This is a genomic window from Thermostichus sp. MS-CIW-15 (assembly GCF_054060575.1).
In genome coordinates this window covers 39,271-61,693 of the sequence record NZ_JBSSDI010000009.1, presented here as the reverse complement: position 1 = coordinate 61,693, position 22,423 = coordinate 39,271, and the positions used below count along the sequence as shown (strand labels likewise).

Sequence of the window (22,423 nt, the reverse complement as noted above, 5' to 3'; positions counted from 1 at the left end):
CCTGCTTTGCCCCTACCTTGAATCTACCCCTGGCCGAACGGGTTGATATCAGTTGAACTCATTGCAGCCGCCAATCTGGGCAGACGGATCCAACGGCACATCCGGCTGGTTCTGAAGCTCGCAGCGCAGCCGCCGCACATACGGATCCTGTGGATCCAGCTCGCGCAGGAACTCGGTGCGCGCGTTGGAGGGGAATTGGAAGCGAGCCGACACCGCGCTGGGACGACGGGCAATTTGCAGGCCCACATCGTAGCCGAAGCGGCGATTGGGTGGGTAGTAGTAGTCGTAACCGCGCACGAAGGTTGGATCTGACACTAGGCTGGGCGGCTCAAAGCTGTGCTGCAGGAAGGGGCCGGTAGCATAGGTGCTGTAGTTGAGCTGGATCATCGAGCCGCTGAAAAAGAGGTTGACATCTCTCCACAGCTCGTTGAGGCGCAGGAAGTTGTGCATGCCCCCGCCCGTCTGATCCAGCCGAGACGGGATCACACCGCTGATGGCAATGGCATTTACCCGCGTTTCCCTGGCCGGCTGGAGCTGCCGGTTTTGGGTGCCGTTGTCGTTGCGGCGGCGCTGGTTCACATCGGTTGAAGCCAGCTCTTGGAAGCGGGGAATGGGAATGGGCCGACGGGTCACCTCGTCCAGGATCACCCCCAGCACAGGGTTGTTGCCGGCAAAGCCGGTGGTGGGCTTGTTCAGATCCAGGGTGAAGGGCTCCACATCTACCCACTCAGGGTTATTGCCACCGCCGCCATCCCGGTCGATTTGCACCTGGATGGTGTTGCCGTTGGGCTTGACGTAGAAGCACAGGCCGTTGCGGATGTTTTCACTCCCCCTGTGATCGATGTAGTAGCCGTCCGCGTACCTGGATGCGGGGGTGTAACCCTGCGCCGCAGCATTTTTGTTGACGCGGGCGTAGGGGTTGAGCGCCATCTGGGGCTGGATCTCTAGCCCTGGCTTGTTGGGATCCAAATCAAACCCAAACAGCGGATCCCGATCCAAAACGTTCGTCGGCTCGCCTGGATCCCAAGCGCCATTGCCGTTGAGATCCTCAAAGGTGGGATCAGCACCTCCGATGGTACGCAGAGTGCTGGGTCGGCTGTCACCGGTGTAGGCGGTGTACTTGAAGCGGTCGTTGAAGTTGGGGCGAAACACCCCCGGTACCCAGAAGCCACCGTCGGTGGGAGTGACCTTTTCTTCTGAGTCACAGCGAACAGTTCCATTGGGATTGAGCAATCGCCGCCGCAGTTGCCGCGCCCAGTCGTCGGTGCCTAGGCTAAGAGTTCCGGAAATCGGAGAAGCACCACTCTCGGCAGGGCGAATGCCGGGTTCTTTGCTGGGGTTGGCGATCTGGCTGGAGAGCAAATTGCCTCTCAGTCCGGCGCGGGCAGCATAGGCGGGCTCACCAAACATCCAATTGAAGGCCGCCTGCAGAGCCTCGGCAGGGTTGGGCCACTTGGGCGGCTTGGGCACTCCCGCCTTCACCTCCAGCACCGGCGAGAGCTGCGGCTCCAGAGCAATGGTCACGCCTTCAGTAGAAGCCTTGGCCACCGTGTTCACGCCGATCGTCTCCGGCTCTGGATCGGCTTGGATTTCGTGGACAGGGCGCAGCTCCACCGTGTTGGGCTTGGCTGCCATCCACTCGCCCAAGGGGCTCTTGGAAGGAGCTTCTGGGGCAAAGGTGCTCGACCCGCAAGGCCGCCCTTGACAGGTTAAAGATTGTGTCTGCGTTGTAGTGGGCGAGCAGGTGGGGCTGCTGTTGCCGGCGATGAGGGTGCCCGTTCGGGTTTGGGTAAAGGTTTTGGTTGTGCCGCAGGCGATCTGGTCGATGACCTCATCGCAACTGGCCGGTGACCAAGGGCCCCAGTTGTAGTTGCAGATCTTCTGGCAGGTGACCGTCTGGGTTTGCTGCCTGGTGGTGGTTCCGCAAATCGAGGTGCAGGTTTCGGTGCGGGTCTGAGTTATGGTCAGGCCGCCATTGGCCACCGTGCACGCAGGAGTCCAGTCTGTATAGGTGCAGGTAGCCCCCGGAGGCTGGCAGGTAAAGGCTCGGGTTTCGGTTTCGGTGAAGGGGCTTTGGCTGGTACAGAGCGGCGTTACCGTGCGGCTGCGGGTTTGGGTGATGCTGGTGCCGCTACACTGCTGCTGCGGGGTACACTGAGGCGTCCAATCTGACCAAGGCCCGTAGTTGTACTGAGGGTAGCAGGTGATCGTCCGAGTTTGCGGTGTTGGCGGAGTGCCAGGGCAACCGGCAGGCAAGGTGGCAGTTCTGGTTTGGCGAATAGTGGTTTGCTGACAGATGTTGGGGTCACATGCAGGAGTCCAGTCTGCCCAGATGGGATTGCAGTTGAGGGGGGTTGCGCAGCGCTTCTGGTTGGGTGCTAAAGGCTTCAGCGGATCCGGCTGGCAAGGTTGGTTTACCCCCTTCAACGGCTTCAGGTACCGCAGGTCGTAGTCTTCCCACTCGCTGCCATCGCGGGTAGCAAAGCGTAGCCGGGCGTTGCCGGTATTTTCGTAAGTTTGGATCTCTATTAAGTAGGGCGAGGGCTGGCTTGGATCCGCGCACTCCAGCTCCAATCGCAGGGCAACCTCGTTGGCGCCGCCATCTTGCCAGGCTTCGGCCCCTGCTGCGTTTGGCCCTAGGTTGAGGGGAGTTCCGTTCCAAACTCCGCGGTTCTCGAAAGTGGCATCGGAGCCGTCCCGCCGCCGAATGATCAGCCGCACGCCGTCGTCGCCCTCGAAAATGCGGTAGGTCTGCAGGCCCGGCCAACGCGGATACAGCTCCCCTACCCAGCGCACCGCGAAAAAGTCGTTGCCGTTGCTGTTGCCATTCGGCCCTGAGCCGCTTCTACGCCGCCAGCAGGAGCGCCAGAAGTTGAAGTGACTCGGGAAGTTGAGCTCATCTGCATCGGTCAGCAGATTCGTAAAGCCATTGTTGCCATCGGGCTCCCCACAACTGGGCATCCAGAACCAATCGCCGCGATCCCGCCGATCGGGGCTGCCAGGCGGTAGTGACAAACGGCAGAGGGGCTGCAGGATGTCAGACAAAGAGCCGTTGCAGCTGGGGGGATTGTTGTACAGCCGCCGTTTGAAAGGCGAGCGAGAGTCCAGCGATGTGCTAGTGCCAAAAAAGTACTGGAAGCCGCCCCACCAAGGGAAACCGCTACCGCTGCGGGCAAAGGGGGCTAGGTTGGTCGGGTTATCGATAGCATTGCGCACGCAGGCCCAGCGTTGGTTGTCGGTGCCACTTGGATTACAGGTAGGCGCATTGGTGGTATAGCCATTGTTGTACTGACCAATGGCGTCAGGTACTCCTTGCGCCGGGAACACCGGATCCGGCCAGCGCACTGCCCGCAGGTAGGGCAGGTTGGCATCTTGAGCGTCTGAAGGCAGGGGGCCTACTACCTGGTCAATACGGTTGGTGGCAAACCCTGTGTTGCGGTTGTACCGGTTCTGCGGGTTGCTCAGCCAGCCGTTGTAGTACTCGGCCAATAGGCCACCGCCTCCTTCAGGCTCGGGGCAAGGCCCAAGTGGAGCCACCAGCAGCCAGCGGGAGGTATCCAGCACCGGGTTGCCCAAAGCGGAGATGCGAGTGCCGAAGTTGGCATAGCCCACATCGGGTGCCCGCAAGGGCCGCACTGCCGGCACGCCACCGCCCGCCGTTCTGTCATCGTTATTGGGATCCGAATCGGCGTTGTCGAAGGGAGCCAGAATGGTGTCGCGGGCAAACACATCCGGCCAACCCGGCTGGTTGAGGTTGTCGCCCAGGTTCTGGGCCCCGTTGGTGTTGTCAAAGCGCAGAACGCCAGCACCAGCGCTATTCGGATCCGGAGCCGGCCAGTTGTTGCCCCGGATCACCAGGGCCTGGTTGAGGAAGGAAGTGTTGGCTCCTAGGTTTGGCCCGCTGCAGCCGTAATAGTCGTTGCGGCGAGGGGCTGAGGCCCGTCCACCGGCGTAGTCTTGACCGGGCACGTAGCTGCTGCCGCCGCCGTTGAGGGTGCCATCCTGGACAAAGGCATCATCAATGCTGCCATCGCAGAAATCGGCAGAGAGGATGTTCACCGAGTCGCCCAAGACCTCGCTGGGCCGCCAGAGATCCTCCGCCGCCCGGGCAAAGCGCCGGTCTTCATCCTTCCGGAGCCGCCCGTAGAAGTTTCTGTAGAGGCCATCCGCCCCGAAGTTGAGGAGAGTTGTGAACTCCTCCAGCCGCTGCCCGTTCCTCGTCTGGTGCAGGTTAAAGTCTCCTTGGATGTAGACGGGGTTATCAGAAACAAAGGAGAGACCAAAGACAGCCTCATCGAGGTTAAACCCGCCGCGAGCCAGCCTTGCCCCATTGCGCAGCCGGAAGCCATAGGGCCGCCGATCCGGATCCGCGTAGTAGTCCACCGGCTTGGGGCTGAGGTTTTGATCAGAAACAGGGGGATCCCAGACCGTTTGGCCGTTGGCCGTGCCTCGATTCGGCTGACCAGCGTTCATGATGTCGGCGCTGCCCAGCGTGCCACGTCGCCAAGCTTGTTGATAGGCAGCAAAGGTGCCCAAGGGCGGGCGGGCAATGGCATCCTCCCGTACCGCATCTTCCCGGAAGGCGTAGAAAATCCCCCCTTCTCGGTTCTCGCCAATGCCGGCAGGCAGCCAAGTGTCCCCGTTAATCAACCCCCTGGCCTGTCCGTTGACGTTGTTGGTCAAAAGGGCCAGGTCGATGTTGAGGGCCCGCACCGCCATTGCCTCGCGGCCATCGTAAAAGACAGAATCTTTGAAGGGCACGCGATGACACTGGTTACCAATCCGAATGAGATCAAATTGGTTGCTATTGGGGCCAGCAGCAGTGCAATTGGCTGGGGCATGGGGCAAAGCCCAGTTGCCAATTCCAGAACGGGGCTCCAGAGCAACCTCGTTTAAGTTGGTTACAGCCTGATAGCTGACTGTGCTCGGAAGGAAGGAGTAAGCGCTGCGCCGCTCCGTTTCCAGGGTATCCGTCTGGTTGAAACTGGTGGTCGGGAAGATGTAGCGCAGCGGCAGATAAAACCGATTGGCCGCCTCTCGGTTCCCAGCTCGGCTGGCTTGGATGTCGTTCCAAAGGATTTGAGCTGTGGGATCAGGATTGCTGCGGGTGGCGGCTTCCCGAATGCGCAGAATGTTATCGGCCAGCATGCCCAGCATGCAGCCTGCCGTCTGCAGCGTGGTTTGGTCGGCTAGACTGAGCTGGTCGACAGGGGTGCCTCGGTTAACTGTCTCGATCACCCGCCGCAGCTCGGAGAAGTTGCCAAAGGCGGTGATGAACGGATCCGGATGAATGCGGCCCGATTCTTGCCTGGGTGGGTAGGCCCCATCGGGATCGCCGGCAAAATTGGCCAGGTTGGTGAGGGCCGTCCACAAGGGGGTGCCCCGAGCTAGCCGAGCCTGCATCGGGGTTGGGTCATATTCCCAAACGTTGGTGCCCTCGCCGGTAAAGAAGTTGATGCCCAGTTGGGTGCGCTGGTCGCCGGTAGGGAAGGTGGAAGCCCGCTGCAAGCTCCAGGGAGTGCCGGGGTGAGCCACCGTGGCCAGGCAGGCAATGGGAAAGCGCCCATCTCGGTGGCTGTAGTGGTAAACGGCTGTAGCCTGCACCGCCGCTGGGTTATCTCGCAGGGTTAGCCGTTGCCGCGCCTCGTTGCTGATGAAAATGGCCTGCAGCTTGGTGGGATCGTTGGAATCCCCAGGCGGCACCAGAGGCAAAGGCAAAGAATCGGTGCGGGTTAGTTCTAGCCGCTGCCCAACAATTACCCGCAAGCCCTCCACACGGGCCCGCCGCTCCCAGTAGCCATCCAAGCCCACCTCGGAAAGGGCGCCTGGGGGTGGGTTGTCCTCGGTCAAAGACTCATTCTGGTTGTTCCTGGCATTAGGAGGAATCGGGCTACCGGCACCGACACCAAACCTCTGAGCAAAGGTGTCCACGTCGCAGCCCCTCTGCGGGTCAGGAGTTACAGGCGGACGGTCGTAGCTGGCTTTGGGGCCAAAGCGGTTGTCAGCCCGATAGACATCGTCTACATAGGGAGGGCAGACCTGGTCGGCACCAGCCTGAAAACCACCGGCCTTGATCCGCCCAGGGCTGCGAGGGTTCTTGGCGTTGAGGGGAGAAGCCGCCCATCCCGATGCATCTTGGGCATAGGATCCCCGGGTGCGAATGCGACCGAAAAGGTGGAGCTCCAGCGGATCCAGCGCCACATTTTCTGGCTCTACCTGGTTCTGCACCGAGTCAAAATTTTGGTTGTTCAACCGAGCCAGCACCTCTGGCGCTTTGTTTTGCTCGCCAGAGTGAACATCGAAAATCAGAGTATCGCTCACCTGCTGGCCGGCGTAGCCAATGGCTCCTGCCACCAGCTCCCCGAAGGCCGTAATCTCCGAGTTATCTGCAGGCATGTAGAAGCAGGATTCCTGCGAGCTGATCAGGAAAGCCCGGAACAAGTTGTTGGGGGCATAGCGGAAAAAGAGGCTGCCGCCGGCGTAGATGGCGCCGTTCCAGTTGTAGCCGGGAGTGAAGAAAAACTCTAGGTCGCCGCGGCTGAAGGCCCCCCACTTGTTGAGCAGATCGCGCTTGCGATCCTGCTGGAATTGCAAAGCCGAGATGGCGCGGGTGGTGGAGTCGGCCCCTTGAATGGGCAAGGTGACCGCGAAGACCTGGAAAGGCTTGTACAGCGCCGATCCCACCTGGAACCAGTCTCCCACGTTGGGGTTGATCGTCTGCTGAAGGGGGTTATCGTTGCAGCCAGCCAAGGCCGAGCCCTGCAGGGGGCCACTGCGGATCATCAGGCGCCGCGCCCGCTCCGTATCCGTTAGCCGGCTGTCCTCAAAGTCCCTGCCGCCGGCCCGACGGGTGTTGAGAATGGTGTAGGCAGTTACGGAGTCGTTGACGCCGTTGTTGTCGGTGTCCACCAAAAACCACCAGGCCGGCGCCCGCACCGGCACGGGCAGGGTTTGCCCGGGGTTGTTGGGATCCTCTACCTCGATGTTGGTTGTAATTACGAACTGGGTTTCATCGGGGAGGATGTAGGGATCGTTCTCATCCCGCGGGATCAGCTCTCCCGCCCCATCGTTAATCAAAGCCTCAACCAATTGGGCATCGGTGGGGTTGCTTGCGGGCAGGCGGGGATCGCGTATCAGGTAGTCGATCTTGGCCCGTGCCCGGTCGATGGCGGCGTTCAGTTGCCGGCTAACCGTCTGCCCCGCCCGTTCCACCTGGGTTTGGATGTTGCGCTGGGTGGAGCGGGTCAGCAGGCCCACCGTGACCAAGCTCAACACCAGCACAATTAAGATGGCGACCGGCAGCACAAAGCCGCGCTCGCGGATCCTGCGCCGATCCACCGGGATCTTCAGAGAGCTGAGCAGGCGCAGGGCAAGTTTGAGCAACAGCGGGGAAGGAGCAGACATGGCCGTATCTCGGATAACGGGGAAAAAGAAGTAGCCTCTGGGGGAACGCCAGGATAGCAACAGTATGCAAGGGATCCGAAGTTTCAAACATCCCCACCTCTGGGGGGAGGTGCTGGCTTGCCCTTTTCAAGTTCAAGATTTTTAAGAAATTCTCAGAATCCTTTTACAAAATCCCCAGTTGTTGCGCCTTGAGCAGGGCGGTGACGCGGTCATTGGCGTCCAGCTTGCGGTAGGCGGCGCTGGCATATTCTTTCACGGTTTCGATGCTGAGGCCGAGGCGGCGGGCAATCTGTTTGTTGGCCAAGCCCTCTTTCATCAGTTGCAGCACACACAGCTCGCGGGGGGTGAGCTTGGGCAGCTCCTGTCGGGCAGGCAGCCAGTCTCGTTCGGGGTTGGACAAAATCTGACGGATGACGCGGGCCAATTCCGCCGGGTCAGTCTCTTTGGAAAGGTAGCCTTTGGCCCCGGCGCGGCGGGCTGCCTCAATCAGACCCGGCTCCTGAAAGGTGGTCATCATCACCACCACCACCGGCAGGCCCAGCTCGACAATCTGCTGGCAGGCCAGGATCCCGTCTCCATCCGGCATGCGCACATCCAAAAGGGCCACCTCGACGGGGCAACGGCGGCAGTACTCAACGGCCTGGGATCCCGTCTCGGCTTCGGCCACCACCTCAAATCCTTGCGCTTGCAGGGCAAACTTTAGCCCCAGCCGAAACAGGGGATGGTCGTCGGCAATCAGAACCCGGACAGGGGAACTCATGGCAGGGGATCCCGGCCTATGAGAGGGCTAAGCTTAATCTGCCCAAAAGAGGGAGCTAGCCCTCACCCCCAGCCCCTCTCCCTCAGGGACAGGGGAGCTAGTTTTTCACAAAGACCATGCCGCGGGCGCCGGGGTTCAGGGTGGGATCCAGTTGGGTTTGGGCGTTGTAGAGGGCGCCTGTCAGATCGGCTGCTTCCAAAAAAGCGCCGCGCAGGTCGGCCCCGCGCAGATCGGCCTGGCGCAGGTTGGCTCCTGTGAGGTCGGCACCGACGAGGACGGCCCCGCGCAAGTCGGCGCCGCTGAGGTTGGCCACCTGCAGGTTGGCGCCGGTGAGATTGGTCTGCTGCAGGTTGGTCTGGCTGAGATCGGCTTCCCACAGAAAGGCCCCGCCCTGATCCGAGCCGCGCAAGTTGGCGCCGCGCAAATCGGCCAAGTTGAGGATCGCCTGAGAGAGGTCGGCAGCTTGCAGGTTGGCCTGCCTGAGGATGGCTTCTTTCAGGTTGGCGCCGCTCAAATCCACTCCCGGCAGCTCGGCTCCCGTCAGATCGCAGGCGGGGCAATCTTTGCTGGGGGCAACAACCTGGGATCGGCCCAGTTGGGCATCCAGCTCCAGTTGGGCAAAAACAGGAAGTGCCGCGATCCCGACCACCCCGCCGAGGAGACCGACCCAGCACTGGGACCATGCCATTTTTTTCACGGGGATCCCTCCTGGCTGACCCTCACCCCCGGCCCCTCTCCCAGAGGGAGAGGGGAGCTGGAGATCAACCTAGAACTATAGCCGTTGGCGGGAGATACGCCATCAAGTCTCAACCCGGCCTGGAGGCGGCTGGCAGCGGGGGCAAAAGTGGGCCGAGCGGCCCGAGAGCTTACTCCGCTGAATGGGGGTGCCACAGAGGCGACAGGGATCCCCTTCTCGACCGTACACCCACGCCTGCCCCTGGTAGTTGCCGTTGAGCCCACGCAGATCCCGGTAATCCCGCAGGGTGGTGCCCCGCTGCTCCAGCCCGGCCCGTAACACCTGGATCAGGCTTTCTCGCAGGCGGCTCTTGGCAGCGTCGGAAAGCTGCGCGGCGGGTGTTGAGGGGTGGATGCCGCTCAGAAACAGGGCCTCGTCGGCGTAGATGTTGCCCACCCCCGCCACCAGCGACTGATCCAGCAAGGCGGCTTTGATGGGGCGGCGGCTCTTCTGCAAGGCAGCTTGGAAATAGGCCTCGGAAAAGGCCGGCGAAAGCGGCTCCGGCCCCAAGCTCTGCAGGGCAGGGATCACCGTCTCCGGCTCCACCCCGGCGGGCACCAGCCACATCTGGCCAAAGGTGCGCAGATCAACAAAGCGCAGCTCCCACCCCTGCTCCAGGCACAGTCGAACCCGGGTATGGGCTGGCAAAGGCGCGGATCCCTGAACCCAGAGCAGTTGCCCGGTCATGCGCAGATGCACGCCCAGAACCGCTCCAGAGTCCAGGGATCCCAGAAGATATTTGCCTCGCCGCTGCCACTGGGTCAAACAGCTGCCTGCCAGCCCCTGCGCAAACTCGTCTTTGCCGGGGTAGGCCACGGTGCGAGGGAGAAGCACCTCCACCGCCAGGATGCACAGACCCAGGGTGAGGCGCTGCAGATCCCGCCTGACGGTTTCAACTTCCGGCAGCTCGGGCACAGGAAGAGGAAGCCAAAGAGCTTGGTTGAGTTGGCAGGGGCAGCCTTAGCTGGAAGCTTTGGCTTTGGGCTTGGGCTCCTCCACCACTTCCAGCTCATCTTCGCGGAAGTTGTTGGTGTTGATGTTGTAGTAGTTGATCTTGTCGAAGCGGACGATCACCGGGTAGAGAATGCCGCTGGTATCCACCGCCGCAACCGTTCCCACATCCCGATACCAGTAGGATTCTTTCCGCAACACCCGGACTTTGGCACCACGCTGAATCGCCATAGAGGTTCTCTCCATTGACCTGCCCTTCAGATTACCCTAGTCCGTGAGAAGGCTGCGATTTCCGAATTTTTGTAACGGGGATCCCTGTGGCTTCCCTGCAGGTGGGAATCTTCTGGACGCTGGTGCCGCCCCTGCGTTAGGGCAAAGCCCAGCCCCCAAGGCTGCCACTCCCCTGCTGCCGTCGGAAGCGGCTGGTGTTGCGATGTGAAGAAATGCAAACTATACTGAAGGGCAGGTGCTCCTCTTGTAGCCCTTCCCAAGCCCTAACTGGAGGTTTCCATGTCCAACCCCAACTTGTCTGAGCCCAAGTTTGGCTTTAACGAATATGCCGAGCGTCTCAACGGCCGCGCGGCCATGATCGGCTTTGTGTTGGCCATTGTCATCGAAGCGGTGACGGGCCAAGGCGTCGCCTCCTGGCTGGGCCTGATCTAGAAAACTCAGCTTGCCGCGCTATGGAGTCGCTCCCGAAGCGGTAAACGCGAGATTCTGGGATCCCTGTGAGCAGAGAGGCAAGCTTGAAAGCCCTGCTCTCTCTGTTTTTTGTTGAGTTGAGGAAAAGCTTTGTTCTGGGGTCTGCCGGCCGGCAGGCCCTCATTCACAGAAAACATACCCGCACCCCTACCCCAATCCTTGCAGGAAAAGCGAAACCGGTTGCGCTCTCCCAACCCTCCTCTCCCTCTGGGAGAGGGACCGGGGGTGAAGGTCAACTGATCCCTTCCTGGCGTTTGGCAATGGGCATGCGCCAGCCGGTGCCAAAGGCCCGATCGGTAACCCGCAGGCCAGGGGGAGCCTGGTGGCGCTTGAACTCAGCATTCTGCACCAGCCGCAGCACCTGCTGCACCGTGTCAGGTTCAAACCCCTGGGCCACCAGCTCACCGGCCGACTGGTGCTGTTCGATGTGCCGCTGGAGGATAGCGTCCAGCAAGTCGTAGGGAGGCAGGCTATCGCTATCTTTCTGGCCAGGTCGCAGCTCTGCTGAGGGGGGCTTGGTGAGGATGGGGAGGGGAATCCGTTCCTGGTGGCGGTTGATCCAGCGGGCCAGGCGGTAGACCCAGGTTTTGGGCACATCGGAAATCACGGCCAGGCCGCCGGACATATCCCCGTAGATGGTGCAGTAGCCTACCGCCAGCTCCGACTTGTTGCCCGTGGTCAAGAGCAGCCGGCCAAACTTGTTGGAGAGGGCCATGAGCAAGGTGCCGCGAATGCGCGACTGCAGGTTCTCTTCCGTGATGTCAGAGGGCAGGCCGGCGAAGGGCTCAGCCAGGAGGTGCTGGTAGCTCTCCATAATCGACTGGATGGGCAGCTTCAGGGTAGGGATCCCCAGGTTCTGCGCCAGTTGGTAGGCGTCCGTCAGGCTGCCCGGGCTGGAATAGGGAGAGGGCATGAGTACCCCCAGCACCCGCCCCGGCCCTAGGGCGTCGGCGGCAATGACGGCAGTTACCGCTGAGTCAATCCCCCCCGACAGGCCCAGCAACACCTCGCGAAAGCCGCATTTGCTGACGTAGTCGCGGGTGCCTAAGACCAGCGCCTCGTAGAGCTCCGCTTCCGGCTCCGCTGGCCAGCGGGATCCCTGGACTTCCAGGCTCTCGTCCAAGGGATGGATCAGCGTCTCCACATCCACAATCAGCCGATCCGGCGCAAAGGCAGCGGCTTGGGCCACCACCCGGCCCCGGCAGTCTAGGGCGCAACTGGCCCCGTCGAAAATGAGGTCGTCGTTGCCCCCCACCTGGTTGACATAGAGGATGGGCAGGGCGTGCTTGCGGGCCAGGGATCCCAGCATCTGCACCCGCAATTTTTGCTTGCCCAGGCTAAAGGGAGAGGCCGACAGGTTGATCAGCACATCGGCGCCGCAGCGGGCCATCTCTTCCACCGGATCCCGGTGGTAGCGGCGGTGTTGCCAAAAGTCGCGGTCGTTCCAGATGTCTTCACAGATGGTGAAGCCCACTCGGCGGCTACGGTACTCAATGGGCTGGGGCGGGGATCCCGGCTCAAAGTAGCGGTCTTCGTCGAAGACATCGTAGGTGGGCAAAAGCGACTTCTGGAACCAGTGGCGGATCTGCCCCCCTTCCAGCCAGGCCGCGGCGTTGTAGAGGGGTCGCCCCTCCGGCAGCGGGTTGGGCTGCACGGATCCCACCACCACCGGAATGCTCTCCCGCAGCCGGGCCGCCAACTGCTGCAAAACCTGGCCTACCCTCTCAATCAGGGCCGGGTAGAGCAACAGATCCCGGGGCGGGTACCCCAACAAGGCCAGTTCAGAAGTAATCGCCAGCTCTGCCCCCTTGGCTGCTGCTGCCTCAACCGACGCACGGATGCGCTCGGCATTGCCGCTAAGATCACCAACGGTATAGTTAAGTTGCAACAGCGCTACCTTCACTTAGCTCCCTTGGTCGAGAATGGCGGACTCCACGATGATAGGCCAGCTCAGGTCGTTCGGCTTGCCCACAGGCGGGTCGGCTACTCCGCTGTTGCTGGCAACTCTGTTTCGGCTTCTGGATGGAAGTAGCGGTAGATCTGGCGGGCCAGCTTGGGGCCAATGCCAGGTACTTGGGCCAACTGCTCCTCAGTAGCCATCTGGATGCGGGCAAGGGAGCGAAACGCCTCCATGAGCAGCTTTTGCCGCTGCTTGCCTAGACCAGGGATCTCCTCCAGAACCGAAGCCTGTTGGCGTAGTTTCCGCTGCTGGCGATGGTAGGCAAGGGCAAAGCGGTGGGCCTCATCCCGCAGACGCTGCAACAGCAGGCGGGCCGGATCCTGGGGCGGCAGCCGCAGCGGCTCAGGATCCCCAGGCCGAAAGATCTCCTCTTCCCGCTTGGCCAGGGCAAAGACCGGCAGGTGATCCAGCCCCAGCTCTGCCAAGACGGCCATCACTGCTGCCAGTTGCCCCTTGCCCCCGTCGATGAGCACCAAGTCCGGCTGATCCTCGGAAGTCATCTTGCTGAAGCGACGCCGCGCCACCTCGGCATGGCTGGCAAAGTCGTCGGAGTGGCCAGGCCGCACCTCGGGGTTGCGAATCTTGTAGCGGCGGTAGTGTTGCTTGGCCGGCAGGCCATCGATAAACACCACCTGGCTGCCCACCGCATCGGATCCCTGGATGTGGGAGATGTCGTAGGCTTCTAGGCGACGGGGCGGCTCTGGCAGATCCAAAACTTCCGCCAAGCGCTCCAGCGCTGCTGCCTCCCGCTCCGCCAGGCGCTGGCTGCGGGCTAGCTCTAGCTGGGCGTTCCGCTCCACCAGTTCAATTAGCTCGGCTTTGCTCTGCCGCTGCGGGGCAAGGAGGCTGACCTTGCGCCCCTTTTTCTGGCTCAGCCAAGATTCCAAAAAATCGCGATCCGGCAACTCATACTGGGTCAAAATCTCGGAGGGAATTTCCACCGGGTCGCAATATTGGTAATGTTCCTGCAAAACCCGCTGCAAAATAAGAGCCGGGTCGTCGCCGCGGTTTTCGGCCACAAACCCTAGCCGTCCCACCAACTTGCCCGCCCGCACCTGAAACAACTGGATGCAAGCCCGCGAGTCGTTCATGGCCAAAGCTATGGCATCGCGGCTGGCGGTAGAGTTGGGCAAAGAGACCTTCTGGGATTGGCCCAGTTGCTCTAGGCCGCGGATTTGATCCCGATAGCGCGCCGCCGCCTCATAGTTTTCTTGCTGCGCTGCCTGGGCCATTTTCTCCTTCAACTCACGGATAAGCTCGTCCGTCTGGCCTTGGAAGATCATCGCCACTTGAGCAACGGTCTTGCGATACGCTTCCGGGCTAATCAAGCCCTGACAGACACCAGGGCAACGCCCGATGTCATAGTTCAAACAGGGGCGGTCCTTGTAAAGCGGCTTGGGGCGCTGGCGCAAGGGAAAAATGCGCTTTACCAGACCGAGGGTGTAACGCAGCAGGCCCACATCGGTATAGGGCCCGTAGTACTTATCTTGATTTTGGTTGAGACGGCGGTGGCGGGTAATGTAAATCTGCGGGTAAGGCTCTGACCACGTAATGCACAAATAGGGGTATTTTTTATCCTCTTTGAGGAGAACATTGTAGGGCGGCTGATAGGTTTTAATGAGATTGTCTTCCAGGGCTAGAGCTTCGCTTTCGTTATCAGTGACGATAAACTCGATCTCGCAAACCTGAACTACCATGCGCTGAATACGAGGAGACAGGTCGCCGGTAAAGCGAAAATAGGATCGCACGCGAGATCGCAACTTTTTGGATTTGCCCACATAGAGAATCTGGTCGGTGGCATCCCGCATCAAATAGACACCAGGTTCGGCAGGAATCTCCTTAAGGCGGCTTTCTAGAACCTCAGGGTTTTGAATCAGAGGGACAGTCATACAGCTTCGCTCCAACAGGCAAAGCCAGGGATCCCAAGGCTTTCATTCAGTGATGACCAAGTCACTCCCATCTTAAAATCATCCCATCGCCCAGTTGGCTGCAGTTCATTTTCTGGCCGGCTAAGTGTAGCTATCACTCGACTGAAAAACCTCCCAAGCGTTTCGCAACGCTGCCGGGCCGCAGCCCTGCCGCCCCTAAGCCCGTTTCCTTCGGGGGAGGAGATGTGACAGACGGTTTCGCGACAGCTTGCAACGCTCCCACCGGGCACTTCCCCCTGGAGAAGGGGGAGAGGTTTTCTGTCAAGTTGTTAGAACTTGTTTGCCAAGGTCGCCTATTGAATGACTTGGCTCATGTAGTTTCTCCAAGTTTGGGCGGCGATGCTGCTGCTGCCGCGGGTGGGGCTGGCGTCGTCGTTGCCCAGCCAAATGCCGGTTACCAGAGGCGGATTGGGCGTGTAGCCGACAAAGAGCAGATCCCTGTTGGCGGTGGTGGTGCCCGTTTTGCCGGCCTCCCCGATCCCAAGGCGGGCGGCGGTGCCGGTGCCGGAGCGGATCACCCCTTGCAATACGGCGGTCATCTGCTGGGCGACGCTCTCCGACAAAACCAGCCGCTGCGAGCGGGGATCCTCGCGACCGGGGTAGATCTCGCGGCAGGTGCGAAAGTCGTCGGGGTTGGCGCAATCGCTGCTATCCAGGATGCGGCGGATGGTGTGGGGCCTAGACCAAAGGCCGCGATTGGCCAAAGGGGCAAAGGCCGCGGTCAGCTCCAGCAGGTTCACCTCCATCGTGCCGAGAACCAGGGAAGGATAGGGCTGTAAGGGGGATTGGATGCCCATTTGCCGCGCCATGGCCACCACCCGCTCCAGCCCTACCTGTTGGGCCAGCCGCAGGGCGATCACGTTTTCGGAGAGGATCAGGCCGCGGGCCAAGTCCATGGGGGCACTTCCCGAGCGGCAGCCCTGAAAGGTGAGGTTGCCCCAAGTAAGCGGCTCACAGGAGAGCACCTGCGACAGCGGGATCCCCTGGCTGAGGGCAGCGGCATAGGCGAAGACTTTGAAGGTGGATCCGGGCTGCCGTTGGGCTTGGGTGGCACGGTTAAAGGGGCTGGCGGTGTAGTCGATCCCGCCCACGAGAGCTAGGATCTCGCCGTTGCGGCTGTCGAGGCTGACCAAGGCGCCTTGGTTGAAGCCCAGGCGGGATCCCACCTCGCGCACCGTTTGGGCCAGGGCCTGCTCCGCCAGCCGCTGGTAGGGCAAATGCAGCGTCGTCTCGATGACGAAGTTGCCCTCTGCCGAGAGATCTTGCCCCAAAAGCTGCCGCAGCTCCTGGAAGACGGTGCTGTAGAAGTAGGGGGCAACTGTCGAGGTCTGGGAGCGCAGGTTGGGGTTGAGGGTGAGGCGGCTGCGCCGGGCCCGCCGAATCTCCTCTTCCGGGAAAACTTTGAGCTCGCTGAGGCGATCCAACACCCGATCCCGGCCCCGCACGGCGGCCTCGTAGTTGGCGACGGGGTTGAAGGCGTTGGGGGCGGGCAGAATGGCGGCCAGGGTGGCGGCTTCGGAAAGGCTGAGCTGGCGGCTGGGGATCCCGAAGTAGAACTGGGCGGCGGTCTCAAAGCCGTAGAGGCCGTTGCCCAGGTAGACGTTGTTGAGGTAGAGGGTGAGGATTTCGTCTTTGCTGTAGCGCCGTTCCAGCTTGAGGGCGGCGACGGCCTCCCGCAGCTTGCGGCCAAAGGTGTTGCCTGAGCCGGTGTAGTCGCGCAAGACGGTGCGAGCCAGTTGTTGGCTGATGGAGCTGCCCCCCTGCTGCACCTCCCCGGAGCGCAGGTTGACCCAAAAGGCGCGGGCAATGCCCAGCAGATCGACCCCGAAGTGGGAGTAGAAGCGGTGATCTTCGGCGGCCACCACCACTTTGGGCAGAATCGGGCCAAAGGCTTCCAGGTTGGGCAGCTCCCGGTAGAGATCCCCCTGGTGGCGGCGCAGCTCGGTTTGCCGATCCCCGGCCAGGACGATCAGGGGGTTGCGATCGGCGGCCAGCGGCGGTTCTACTGAGAACTTGCTCCACTCATGGCCGATCCAAAGCCTCGCCCCCAGCCCCAAGAGCGCCATCAGGATCAGGCAGCCGCGCACCCCGTACACCTGCGGCGGCGGTGGATCCAACACCTGAATAACCACGCTCTCCGGATCCCGGGGCGGGCCAAGGCTGAGTCGCTGGCCGTGGCGCAGGATCACCCGCCGCACCCGCTCGGCGCCGCCAAAGGGCTTGAGGCGAAAGACGCCGTTGGTGGAGTCTTGATCTTCCAGTTGGTAGCGACCAGCGTTCCACCCCAGCCAGTAGAGGAGGGGATGCAGAGGGATCCGCCACCCCAAGCCAGGCAGACGCCAGCCCGGACGCGGGCGAATGCGGGCGTGCAGATGGCTCACCGCAGGGGCGGGGATGCGGATGGTGGCCACCGTCTGGCTGCGACCAAGAATGTCGGATCCCTGCAGGACAAACACCTGGGGAGGCTCTCCTGGGCAGGTGATCTGCAGGCGCACCGGGCGTTTGGGGGGAGGGGGCTCGGCAGGCTTGAGGAGGGCCGTAGGCCCGACCGGAAAGGGCCTCGCCAGGGTCTTGAAGAAGCGAGCGACGGTGCCCCGTAGGGAATTCTTGTCTTCAGAAGCAGACATGGCTCAATCTCCCCGCAATTCGCGCGCGCGGCGCAGCAGCTCCTGCAGGGTCTGGCCGGGACGAGGGCCGGCGGCGGCTGGAGTGGCTCTGGGGGCTGGGCGGGGCTGGGCAACGGGGACGGTGGGCGGGGGATCCCAAACGGCCATGTAGAGGTGGCCCTGGGGGGTGCGCTCGACCACGCCAGACCAGGGGCCGACGCGGAACTGGACGCGCTCAGAACGGTTTTCCCGCACCGCCTGCAGTTCTCGCTGCAACTGGGGGGGCAAGGGGGCCTGCAGCATGTCTTCCAGCAGCCCTTCCGCCTGCGGGGCGGGCACGTCGTCGGCGACGGTGGCCTCGATTTGTTGCAGCGCCAGGCTGGATTCGTCGTAGGTGAGGCTCAAGTTCATGCTGCCCAAGCGGTACAGGTCGTAGACGGTGTTGGGCCGAGCGCCTCGCCCCTGCTGGCTGGGGGATCCCAGGGCGGCCCGCACCACCTCGCGGGAAGTCTGGAGAGGGAAGGCGCGCAACACCGGCCCGCTGTAGGGTTCTAGCTCCGGTGCCGGATCCCGACGGGTTGCGCCCTCGTCCTGCCCAGCACTGCTGCCAAGGATATCCGGAACGAGAACTTCAGGGGCCGTATCGGGCTGCGCCTCCGCTCCTGGGCGCTCATCCTCTAACTCCGTGGCAGCTGGCGAGGGGCGAGAGCCGGAGAGCACCGGAGCCGCAGGGCGCTGCAGCAACCGTCCCAACCCCCAACTCACCAAGGCCAAGCCCAGCAAACTGCCCCCCAAGAAGGGGATCAGGCGGGCCCAGAGCAGGGATCCCCTGTTCTCGCTGGCCATTGTCGGGGGCGCAAGCCGCAGCGTGCCGGCCGTGGCCAGGGGGGGCGCCGAGGGAAAAAGCGGGCCAGAGGGGATCGCTGGAAATTGAAGGGCAACAGCCTGGGAAGCTCCTCTGGGGGATCCCTGCGCTCTGGCTTGGATGCGCTCCAGCTCCGCCAACACATTGGCCACCGTGGGCGGACGGGCGGCCGGATCTTTGGCCAAACAACTGAGGATCAGATCCGACAAACCGGCGGGCAGCGCCAACGGCAGTCCCAGCTCTTCCAAAGGCAGGGGACGCTGCTTGTGGTGGGCCTGGTACCAGCCCGGGAAAGATTCGGTGGTAGGCTGGAGGGGCATCTGGCCGGACACCATCTGGTAGAGCATGATCCCGAAGCTGTAGATGTCGGAGCGGGCATCCAGCGGCAACCCTTCCAGTTGCTCCGGGGAGGAGTAGGCCAGCGTCCCCAGGTAGGCGTGGGTAAGGCTGAGCGACTCGCGGGTGTTGAGCAGCTTGGCAATGCCAAAGTCCACCAGCTTCGCCAGCTCCCCCAAGCTTTCGTCGGCCAGCACGATCACGTTGGCCGGCTTGAGGTCGCGGTGGATCACCTGGATCCGCTGTCCTTCCAGGAGGATCCCTTCGTGGGCTGCTTTGAGCCCCAGGCCAATTTGGCGGGCCAGCCGAAAAAAGCGCTCCAGCGGCAGAGATCCCGTCGCCAGAATGTCCTTGAGGGTTTGGCCGTTGAGGTATTCCATCACATAGAAAGGCACCCCATCGGCAGTGATGCCGTAGTCGCTTACCTTGACAATGTGCAGGCTTTTCTGGCCCAAAGCGGCGCAGGCTTTGGCTTCCCGCTCAAAGCGCAGGCGGGCCTGCTCGTCCATCGCCGGCTGGGAGAGCAGCTTAACGGCCACTTCCACCCCGCCAAAAAGCAGATCCTGGGCCAAGTAGACCCGCCCCATGCCTCCTTGCCCCAGCAGATGGGTCAGGCGATAGCGCTGGGCCAAGAGGCGACCCAAAAAGGGATCCGACGCAGTAAACATAGGGAATCGCGGCGGTAGAGAGAACAGCGCAGAGCCCCCGCAGGGATCCGGCCAGAGTGGGCTACCTCTACCATAAGCACTGGGGCCCCAATAGGCTATGCTCACCCCCGTCGATCCGGTTGCTTGGAATGTCTTTGCCCGTCGTTTACCACCCCGACTACAGCGCCCCCCTGCCGCCGGGCCATCGCTTTCCCATGCCCAAATTCCGCCTCCTGCACGAGCTGCTGCTGCGGGAAGGGGTGATCCGCCCTCAGCAAGTGCATCAGCCGGAACTCCCCCCCCTGGCTTGGATCGAATCGGTGCACACGCCAGAGTACGTGCGGGCCTACTGCGAGGGATCCCTGGAGGCCAAACTGCAGCGGCGCATCGGCCTGCCCTGGAGTCCCGAGCTGGTGCAGCGCACCTGTCGCGCGGTGGGCGGCACCGTCCTGACCGCCCAATTGGCCCTGCGCCACGGCCTGGCCTGCAACACCGCCGGCGGCACCCACCACGCCTTTCCCGCCTACGGCTCCGGCTTCTGTATTTTCAACGACCTGGCCATCGCCGCCCAAGTCCTGCTGCAGCAGGGGCTGGTGCAAAAGGTTCTGATTGTAGACCTGGATGTGCACCAGGGCGACGGCACCGCCTGGATCTTCCGCTCCGAGCCGCGGGTGTTTACCTTTTCCATGCACTGCGCCGCCAACTTCCCCGCCACCAAGCAGGCCAGCGACCTGGACGTGCCCCTGCCGGTGGGCCTGGAAGACGAAGCTTATCTGCAAACCCTGGCCGACTACCTGCCCGATCTGTTGGCTCAGGTGCGCCCGGATCTGGTGCTCTATGATGCGGGGGTGGATCCCCACCGCGAAGATCTCTTGGGCAAGCTGGCCCTCAGCGACGAGGGGCTCTTCCGCCGCGATATGCAGGTGCTGGACACCTGCTTAAAGCGAGGCTACCCCGTTGCCTGCGTTATCGGCGGCGGCTACGGCAACGACCTCGCTCAGCTTGTCTACCGCCACTCGCTCCTGCACCGGGCTGCCGGCGAAGTGTACCGGCAATACCGTCTCTAGCTGGCCGCGAACTAGGCGTATTCGGCGATCACCACCGTGATGTTGTCCCGACCGCCCCGCTCTTTGGCCGCCTCGACCAACTGGCAGGCCAGTTGATCCAAATCCTCCACCTTCAGGCAGTACTCGGCGATGACCTCGTCATCTAGCTCTTCGGTGAGCCCGTCACTACACAACAGCAGGCGATCCCCAGGGCGCATTGTAATCGGCTGAACAGCAGGCGGCCCTGCATCGGGGCGGCCCAGGCAGCGCTCGAGAATGTGGCGCCAGGGGTGCATGCGGGCTTGCGCCTGGGTCAACTCCCCTTGGCGAACCGAGCGAGCTACCAAGGTGTGATCCTCCGTCATCTGCTGCATCTCAGATCCGCGGAGGCGGTAAAGGCGAGAGTCGCCGATGTGAGCGCTCCAGCAATTGTTGTTGGGATCCACCAGAGCCACCACCACGGTGGTGCCCATGTCGGCCCGCTCCGGGTTTTCTCGCTGGTCTTTAAGAATGGCCTCGTTGGCCGCTTCTATCGCCTCGCTGAGCAGCTTGGGCGCTGGCACGGTCTGCCAACCCCGCTCAAGGCACTCGCGAATGACCTCGACCGCCAACAGGCTGGCTGTTGCTCCGGCAGCGTGCCCTCCCATGCCATCGGCAACGATGAAGTAACGTCCTTCTGGATCACAGTAGTAGGCATCCTGATTGCTGCTGCGGACCTTGCCTGGATCCGTAGCGCAGGCATATCGTCGCATCACATCAGTGGCTCTGATCCATTTGCCTTTAAGAGTACCCTGACCAGCGCCAAAGCGGCGAGAACGGCCAAAGCCAGGGTGACGATTGCTAAAGTAGCATGCCCAGCCGAAAATAGCTGGGTTGCGCTGAGAAAAAAAGTTGCAAACAACACCGCGTAGATAACTCCCCGTCCGGTGCTGTTCAGCTTGCGCAGCAAACGCTCTGCCTCGCTGGATCGCACCCGCAGGCGTAGCTCCCCCTGTTCCAGCTTGCTCAAGGTCGCTTCAAGACGGCGGGGCAAGCTGAGGCTGCTGCTGGTGAACTCTGCCGCCTGGCGGCTGACCTGGGCTAGCAGAGTCTCCGTCTCCGGTTTGCTGCCGTTCATCAGCTCCTCCGCGAAAGGCTTGGCCACTTCCAGGAAATTGAACTCCGGATCCAAGCTTTTCCCCAGCCCCTCCAACGTGGTCAGGGCCCGCATCACAAAGGTAAAGGTGGCGGGAAAGCGAAACGGCTGATCGTAGGCCAGCTCGTAGAGGTCTTCGCTGATGGCCATCACCGAGATCTCGTCGGAGCTGTCGGAAAAGGGCTTGTCCATGAAGTGATCCAACATGTACTGCACCGAGCGGCGTACTGGCGCCAGATCGGCAGTGGGCACCAACACGCCCAGCTCCACCAGCGAGGCCACCACCAGGTCGGCATTTTTGGCCACCACAGCCGCCAGCATGGCCACCAACTTTTCCTTGATGCCAGGGCGAATGCGCCCCATCATGCCGAAGTCGTAGAAGATCAGCGTGCCATCCGGCTTGACGGCAATGTTGCCAGGGTGGGGATCGGCGTGAAAAAAGCCGTCTTTGAGCAGTTGCCGCAAATAGGCCTCTGCCCCCAAGCGGGCCAAGAGCTTGCGATCCAGCCCCGCCGCGCTCAGGGCTTCGTAGTCGCTGATCTTGATCCCTGGCAGGTATTCCAGCGTCAGCAGGCGGGGGGAAGTGTAGCGCCAGTACACTTTGGGGACGGCAATTTGTGGCATGTCCCGAAAGTTGCGGCGAAAGGTGTCGGCGTTGCGGCCCTCGTTGAGGTAGTCCACTTCCTCCCAGAGGGTGCGCCGACACTCTTCGTAGATGCCGATCCAGTCGCGGCCCGGCCCGCCCCAACGGGTGTGGTACTGAAAGAACTCGGCAATACCGCGGCAGATCTCCAGATCGATCGTGAACAGGCGGGTCAGGCCCGGACGCTGCACCTTGACCACCACTTCTTCGCCGGTCTTGAGCTTGGCCCGATGCACCTGCCCCAAGCTGGCCGCCGCCAAGGGGGTGGGATCGAAATAGCTGTAGATCTGCTCAATGGGCTTGCCCAACTCTTGCTGCACGATGGCTGCCACCTGTTCGTAGCCAAAAGCAGGCACCCGATCCTGCAGCTTGGACAGCTCCTCGACGTACTCGGAGGGGAAGAGATCGGCCCGGGTGGAGAAAAACTGCCCCACCTTGATAAAAGTAGGACCGAGGTGGAGCAGCGTCTCGCGGATCCAGATGGCCCTGGCGCGGCGGCGTTTGGCTTTGCGCTCCGCTGTGGGCTGCCCCCCGTAGCTCCACGCCTGCTGATCCAGCCAGAGGTAAAACAGCCAGGTGAGCACAAATCGCCAAATATCAATGAGGCGGCCCCAGCGGGTGTAGTTTTCTCGGGCCCAACGGTAGGCGGTATAGGGCTTGGCGGGTTCGGATCCCAAAACGGCTCGGGATGGGAGTGTGCTGGC

13 protein-coding genes are annotated in these 22,423 nt (G+C 62.1%); 2 read left to right on the top strand and 11 right to left on the bottom strand.

All coding sequences use genetic code 11. The annotated features are described in order from the left end of the window. Positions 1 to 48: 48 nt before the first annotated feature. The 5 genes from hpsA to ACVW0R_RS05010 all read right to left on the bottom strand — a co-directional run bounded on the left by hpsA (position 49) and on the right by ACVW0R_RS05010 (position 10,082). Positions 49 to 7,404: a hormogonium polysaccharide biosynthesis protein HpsA gene (gene hpsA / locus ACVW0R_RS05030; RefSeq protein ID WP_457501745.1), complete on the bottom strand. Its 7,356-nt coding sequence runs from the start codon at positions 7,402 to 7,404 to the stop codon at positions 49 to 51. A 163-nt stretch (positions 7,405 to 7,567) separates the two neighbouring features. Then, the gene (locus ACVW0R_RS05025; protein WP_414389042.1) at positions 7,568 to 8,164 is read right to left on the bottom strand and encodes a response regulator; all 597 of its coding nucleotides are present in this window, start codon (positions 8,162 to 8,164) and stop codon (positions 7,568 to 7,570) included. 97 nt (positions 8,165 to 8,261) lie between these two features. Beyond that, the gene (locus tag ACVW0R_RS05020) at positions 8,262 to 8,852 is read right to left on the bottom strand and encodes a pentapeptide repeat-containing protein (protein ID WP_011429117.1); all 591 of its coding nucleotides are present in this window, start codon (positions 8,850 to 8,852) and stop codon (positions 8,262 to 8,264) included. A gap of 111 nt (positions 8,853 to 8,963) precedes the next feature. Further along, entirely contained in the window at positions 8,964 to 9,815 is an 852-nt protein-coding gene (locus tag ACVW0R_RS05015; protein ID WP_457501744.1) for a DNA-formamidopyrimidine glycosylase, read from the bottom strand. A 45-nt stretch (positions 9,816 to 9,860) separates the two neighbouring features. Further along, complete coding sequence (locus ACVW0R_RS05010) at positions 9,861 to 10,082, bottom strand: photosystem I reaction center subunit IV (protein WP_011429119.1); 222 nt, start codon at positions 10,080 to 10,082, stop codon at positions 9,861 to 9,863. A 279-nt stretch (positions 10,083 to 10,361) separates the two neighbouring features. Here ACVW0R_RS05010 and ACVW0R_RS05005 point away from each other — a divergent pair, with 279 nt between their 5' ends. After that, positions 10,362 to 10,514 (top strand): chlorophyll a/b-binding protein, encoded by a 153-nt coding sequence (locus ACVW0R_RS05005; RefSeq protein ID WP_011429120.1) that lies wholly within the window; start codon positions 10,362 to 10,364, stop codon positions 10,512 to 10,514. Between the two features lie 271 nt (positions 10,515 to 10,785). Here the strand turns inward: ACVW0R_RS05005 and ACVW0R_RS05000 are convergent, their stop codons facing one another. The 4 genes from ACVW0R_RS05000 to ACVW0R_RS04985 all read right to left on the bottom strand — a co-directional run bounded on the left by ACVW0R_RS05000 (position 10,786) and on the right by ACVW0R_RS04985 (position 18,916). Next, the gene (locus tag ACVW0R_RS05000; RefSeq protein ID WP_457501743.1) at positions 10,786 to 12,456 is read right to left on the bottom strand and encodes an NAD+ synthase; all 1,671 of its coding nucleotides are present in this window, start codon (positions 12,454 to 12,456) and stop codon (positions 10,786 to 10,788) included. A gap of 80 nt (positions 12,457 to 12,536) precedes the next feature. Next, a complete protein-coding gene (gene uvrC, locus ACVW0R_RS04995) occupies positions 12,537 to 14,402 on the bottom strand; it encodes an excinuclease ABC subunit UvrC (protein ID WP_457501742.1) in 1,866 nt (621 codons plus the stop codon). Between the two features lie 332 nt (positions 14,403 to 14,734). Next, the gene (locus ACVW0R_RS04990) at positions 14,735 to 17,068 is read right to left on the bottom strand and encodes a transglycosylase domain-containing protein (protein ID WP_011429123.1); all 2,334 of its coding nucleotides are present in this window, start codon (positions 17,066 to 17,068) and stop codon (positions 14,735 to 14,737) included. Between the two features lie 3 nt (positions 17,069 to 17,071). Continuing rightward, complete coding sequence (locus tag ACVW0R_RS04985; RefSeq protein WP_011429124.1) at positions 17,072 to 18,916, bottom strand: serine/threonine-protein kinase; 1,845 nt, start codon at positions 18,914 to 18,916, stop codon at positions 17,072 to 17,074. A gap of 128 nt (positions 18,917 to 19,044) precedes the next feature. Here ACVW0R_RS04985 and ACVW0R_RS04980 point away from each other — a divergent pair, with 128 nt between their 5' ends. After that, positions 19,045 to 19,962 (top strand): histone deacetylase family protein, encoded by a 918-nt coding sequence (locus tag ACVW0R_RS04980; RefSeq protein WP_011429126.1) that lies wholly within the window; start codon positions 19,045 to 19,047, stop codon positions 19,960 to 19,962. Positions 19,963 to 19,973: 11 nt separating this feature from the next. On the opposite strand, the gene ACVW0R_RS04975 is transcribed toward ACVW0R_RS04980, so the two are convergent. Further along, positions 19,974 to 20,693, bottom strand: a complete 720-nt coding sequence (locus tag ACVW0R_RS04975; protein WP_011429127.1) for a Stp1/IreP family PP2C-type Ser/Thr phosphatase — start codon at positions 20,691 to 20,693, stop codon at positions 19,974 to 19,976. Continuing rightward, a complete protein-coding gene (locus ACVW0R_RS04970; protein WP_457501741.1) occupies positions 20,693 to 22,396 on the bottom strand; it encodes an ABC1 kinase family protein in 1,704 nt (567 codons plus the stop codon). The genes ACVW0R_RS04975 and ACVW0R_RS04970 overlap by 1 nt, the downstream gene beginning before the upstream one ends. Positions 22,397 to 22,423 lie beyond the last annotated feature (27 nt).

Bases quoted from the DNA above. Each gene is read 5' to 3' on its own strand.
- hpsA (WP_457501745.1), bottom strand. From the start codon at position 7,404: ATGTCTGCTCCTTCCCCGCTGTTGCTCAAACTTGCCCTGCGCCTGCTC.
- ACVW0R_RS05025 (WP_414389042.1), bottom strand. From the start codon at position 8,164: ATGAGTTCCCCTGTCCGGGTTCTGATTGCCGACGACCATCCCCTGTTT.
- ACVW0R_RS05020 (WP_011429117.1), bottom strand. From the start codon at position 8,852: ATGGCATGGTCCCAGTGCTGGGTCGGTCTCCTCGGCGGGGTGGTCGGG.
- ACVW0R_RS05010 (WP_011429119.1), bottom strand. From the start codon at position 10,082: ATGGCGATTCAGCGTGGTGCCAAAGTCCGGGTGTTGCGGAAAGAATCC.
- ACVW0R_RS05005 (WP_011429120.1), top strand. From the start codon at position 10,362: ATGTCCAACCCCAACTTGTCTGAGCCCAAGTTTGGCTTTAACGAATAT.
- uvrC (WP_457501742.1), bottom strand. From the start codon at position 14,402: ATGACTGTCCCTCTGATTCAAAACCCTGAGGTTCTAGAAAGCCGCCTT.
- ACVW0R_RS04990 (WP_011429123.1), bottom strand. From the start codon at position 17,068: ATGTCTGCTTCTGAAGACAAGAATTCCCTACGGGGCACCGTCGCTCGC.
- ACVW0R_RS04985 (WP_011429124.1), bottom strand. From the start codon at position 18,916: ATGTTTACTGCGTCGGATCCCTTTTTGGGTCGCCTCTTGGCCCAGCGC.
- ACVW0R_RS04980 (WP_011429126.1), top strand. From the start codon at position 19,045: ATGTCTTTGCCCGTCGTTTACCACCCCGACTACAGCGCCCCCCTGCCG.
- ACVW0R_RS04975 (WP_011429127.1), bottom strand. From the start codon at position 20,693: ATGCGACGATATGCCTGCGCTACGGATCCAGGCAAGGTCCGCAGCAGC.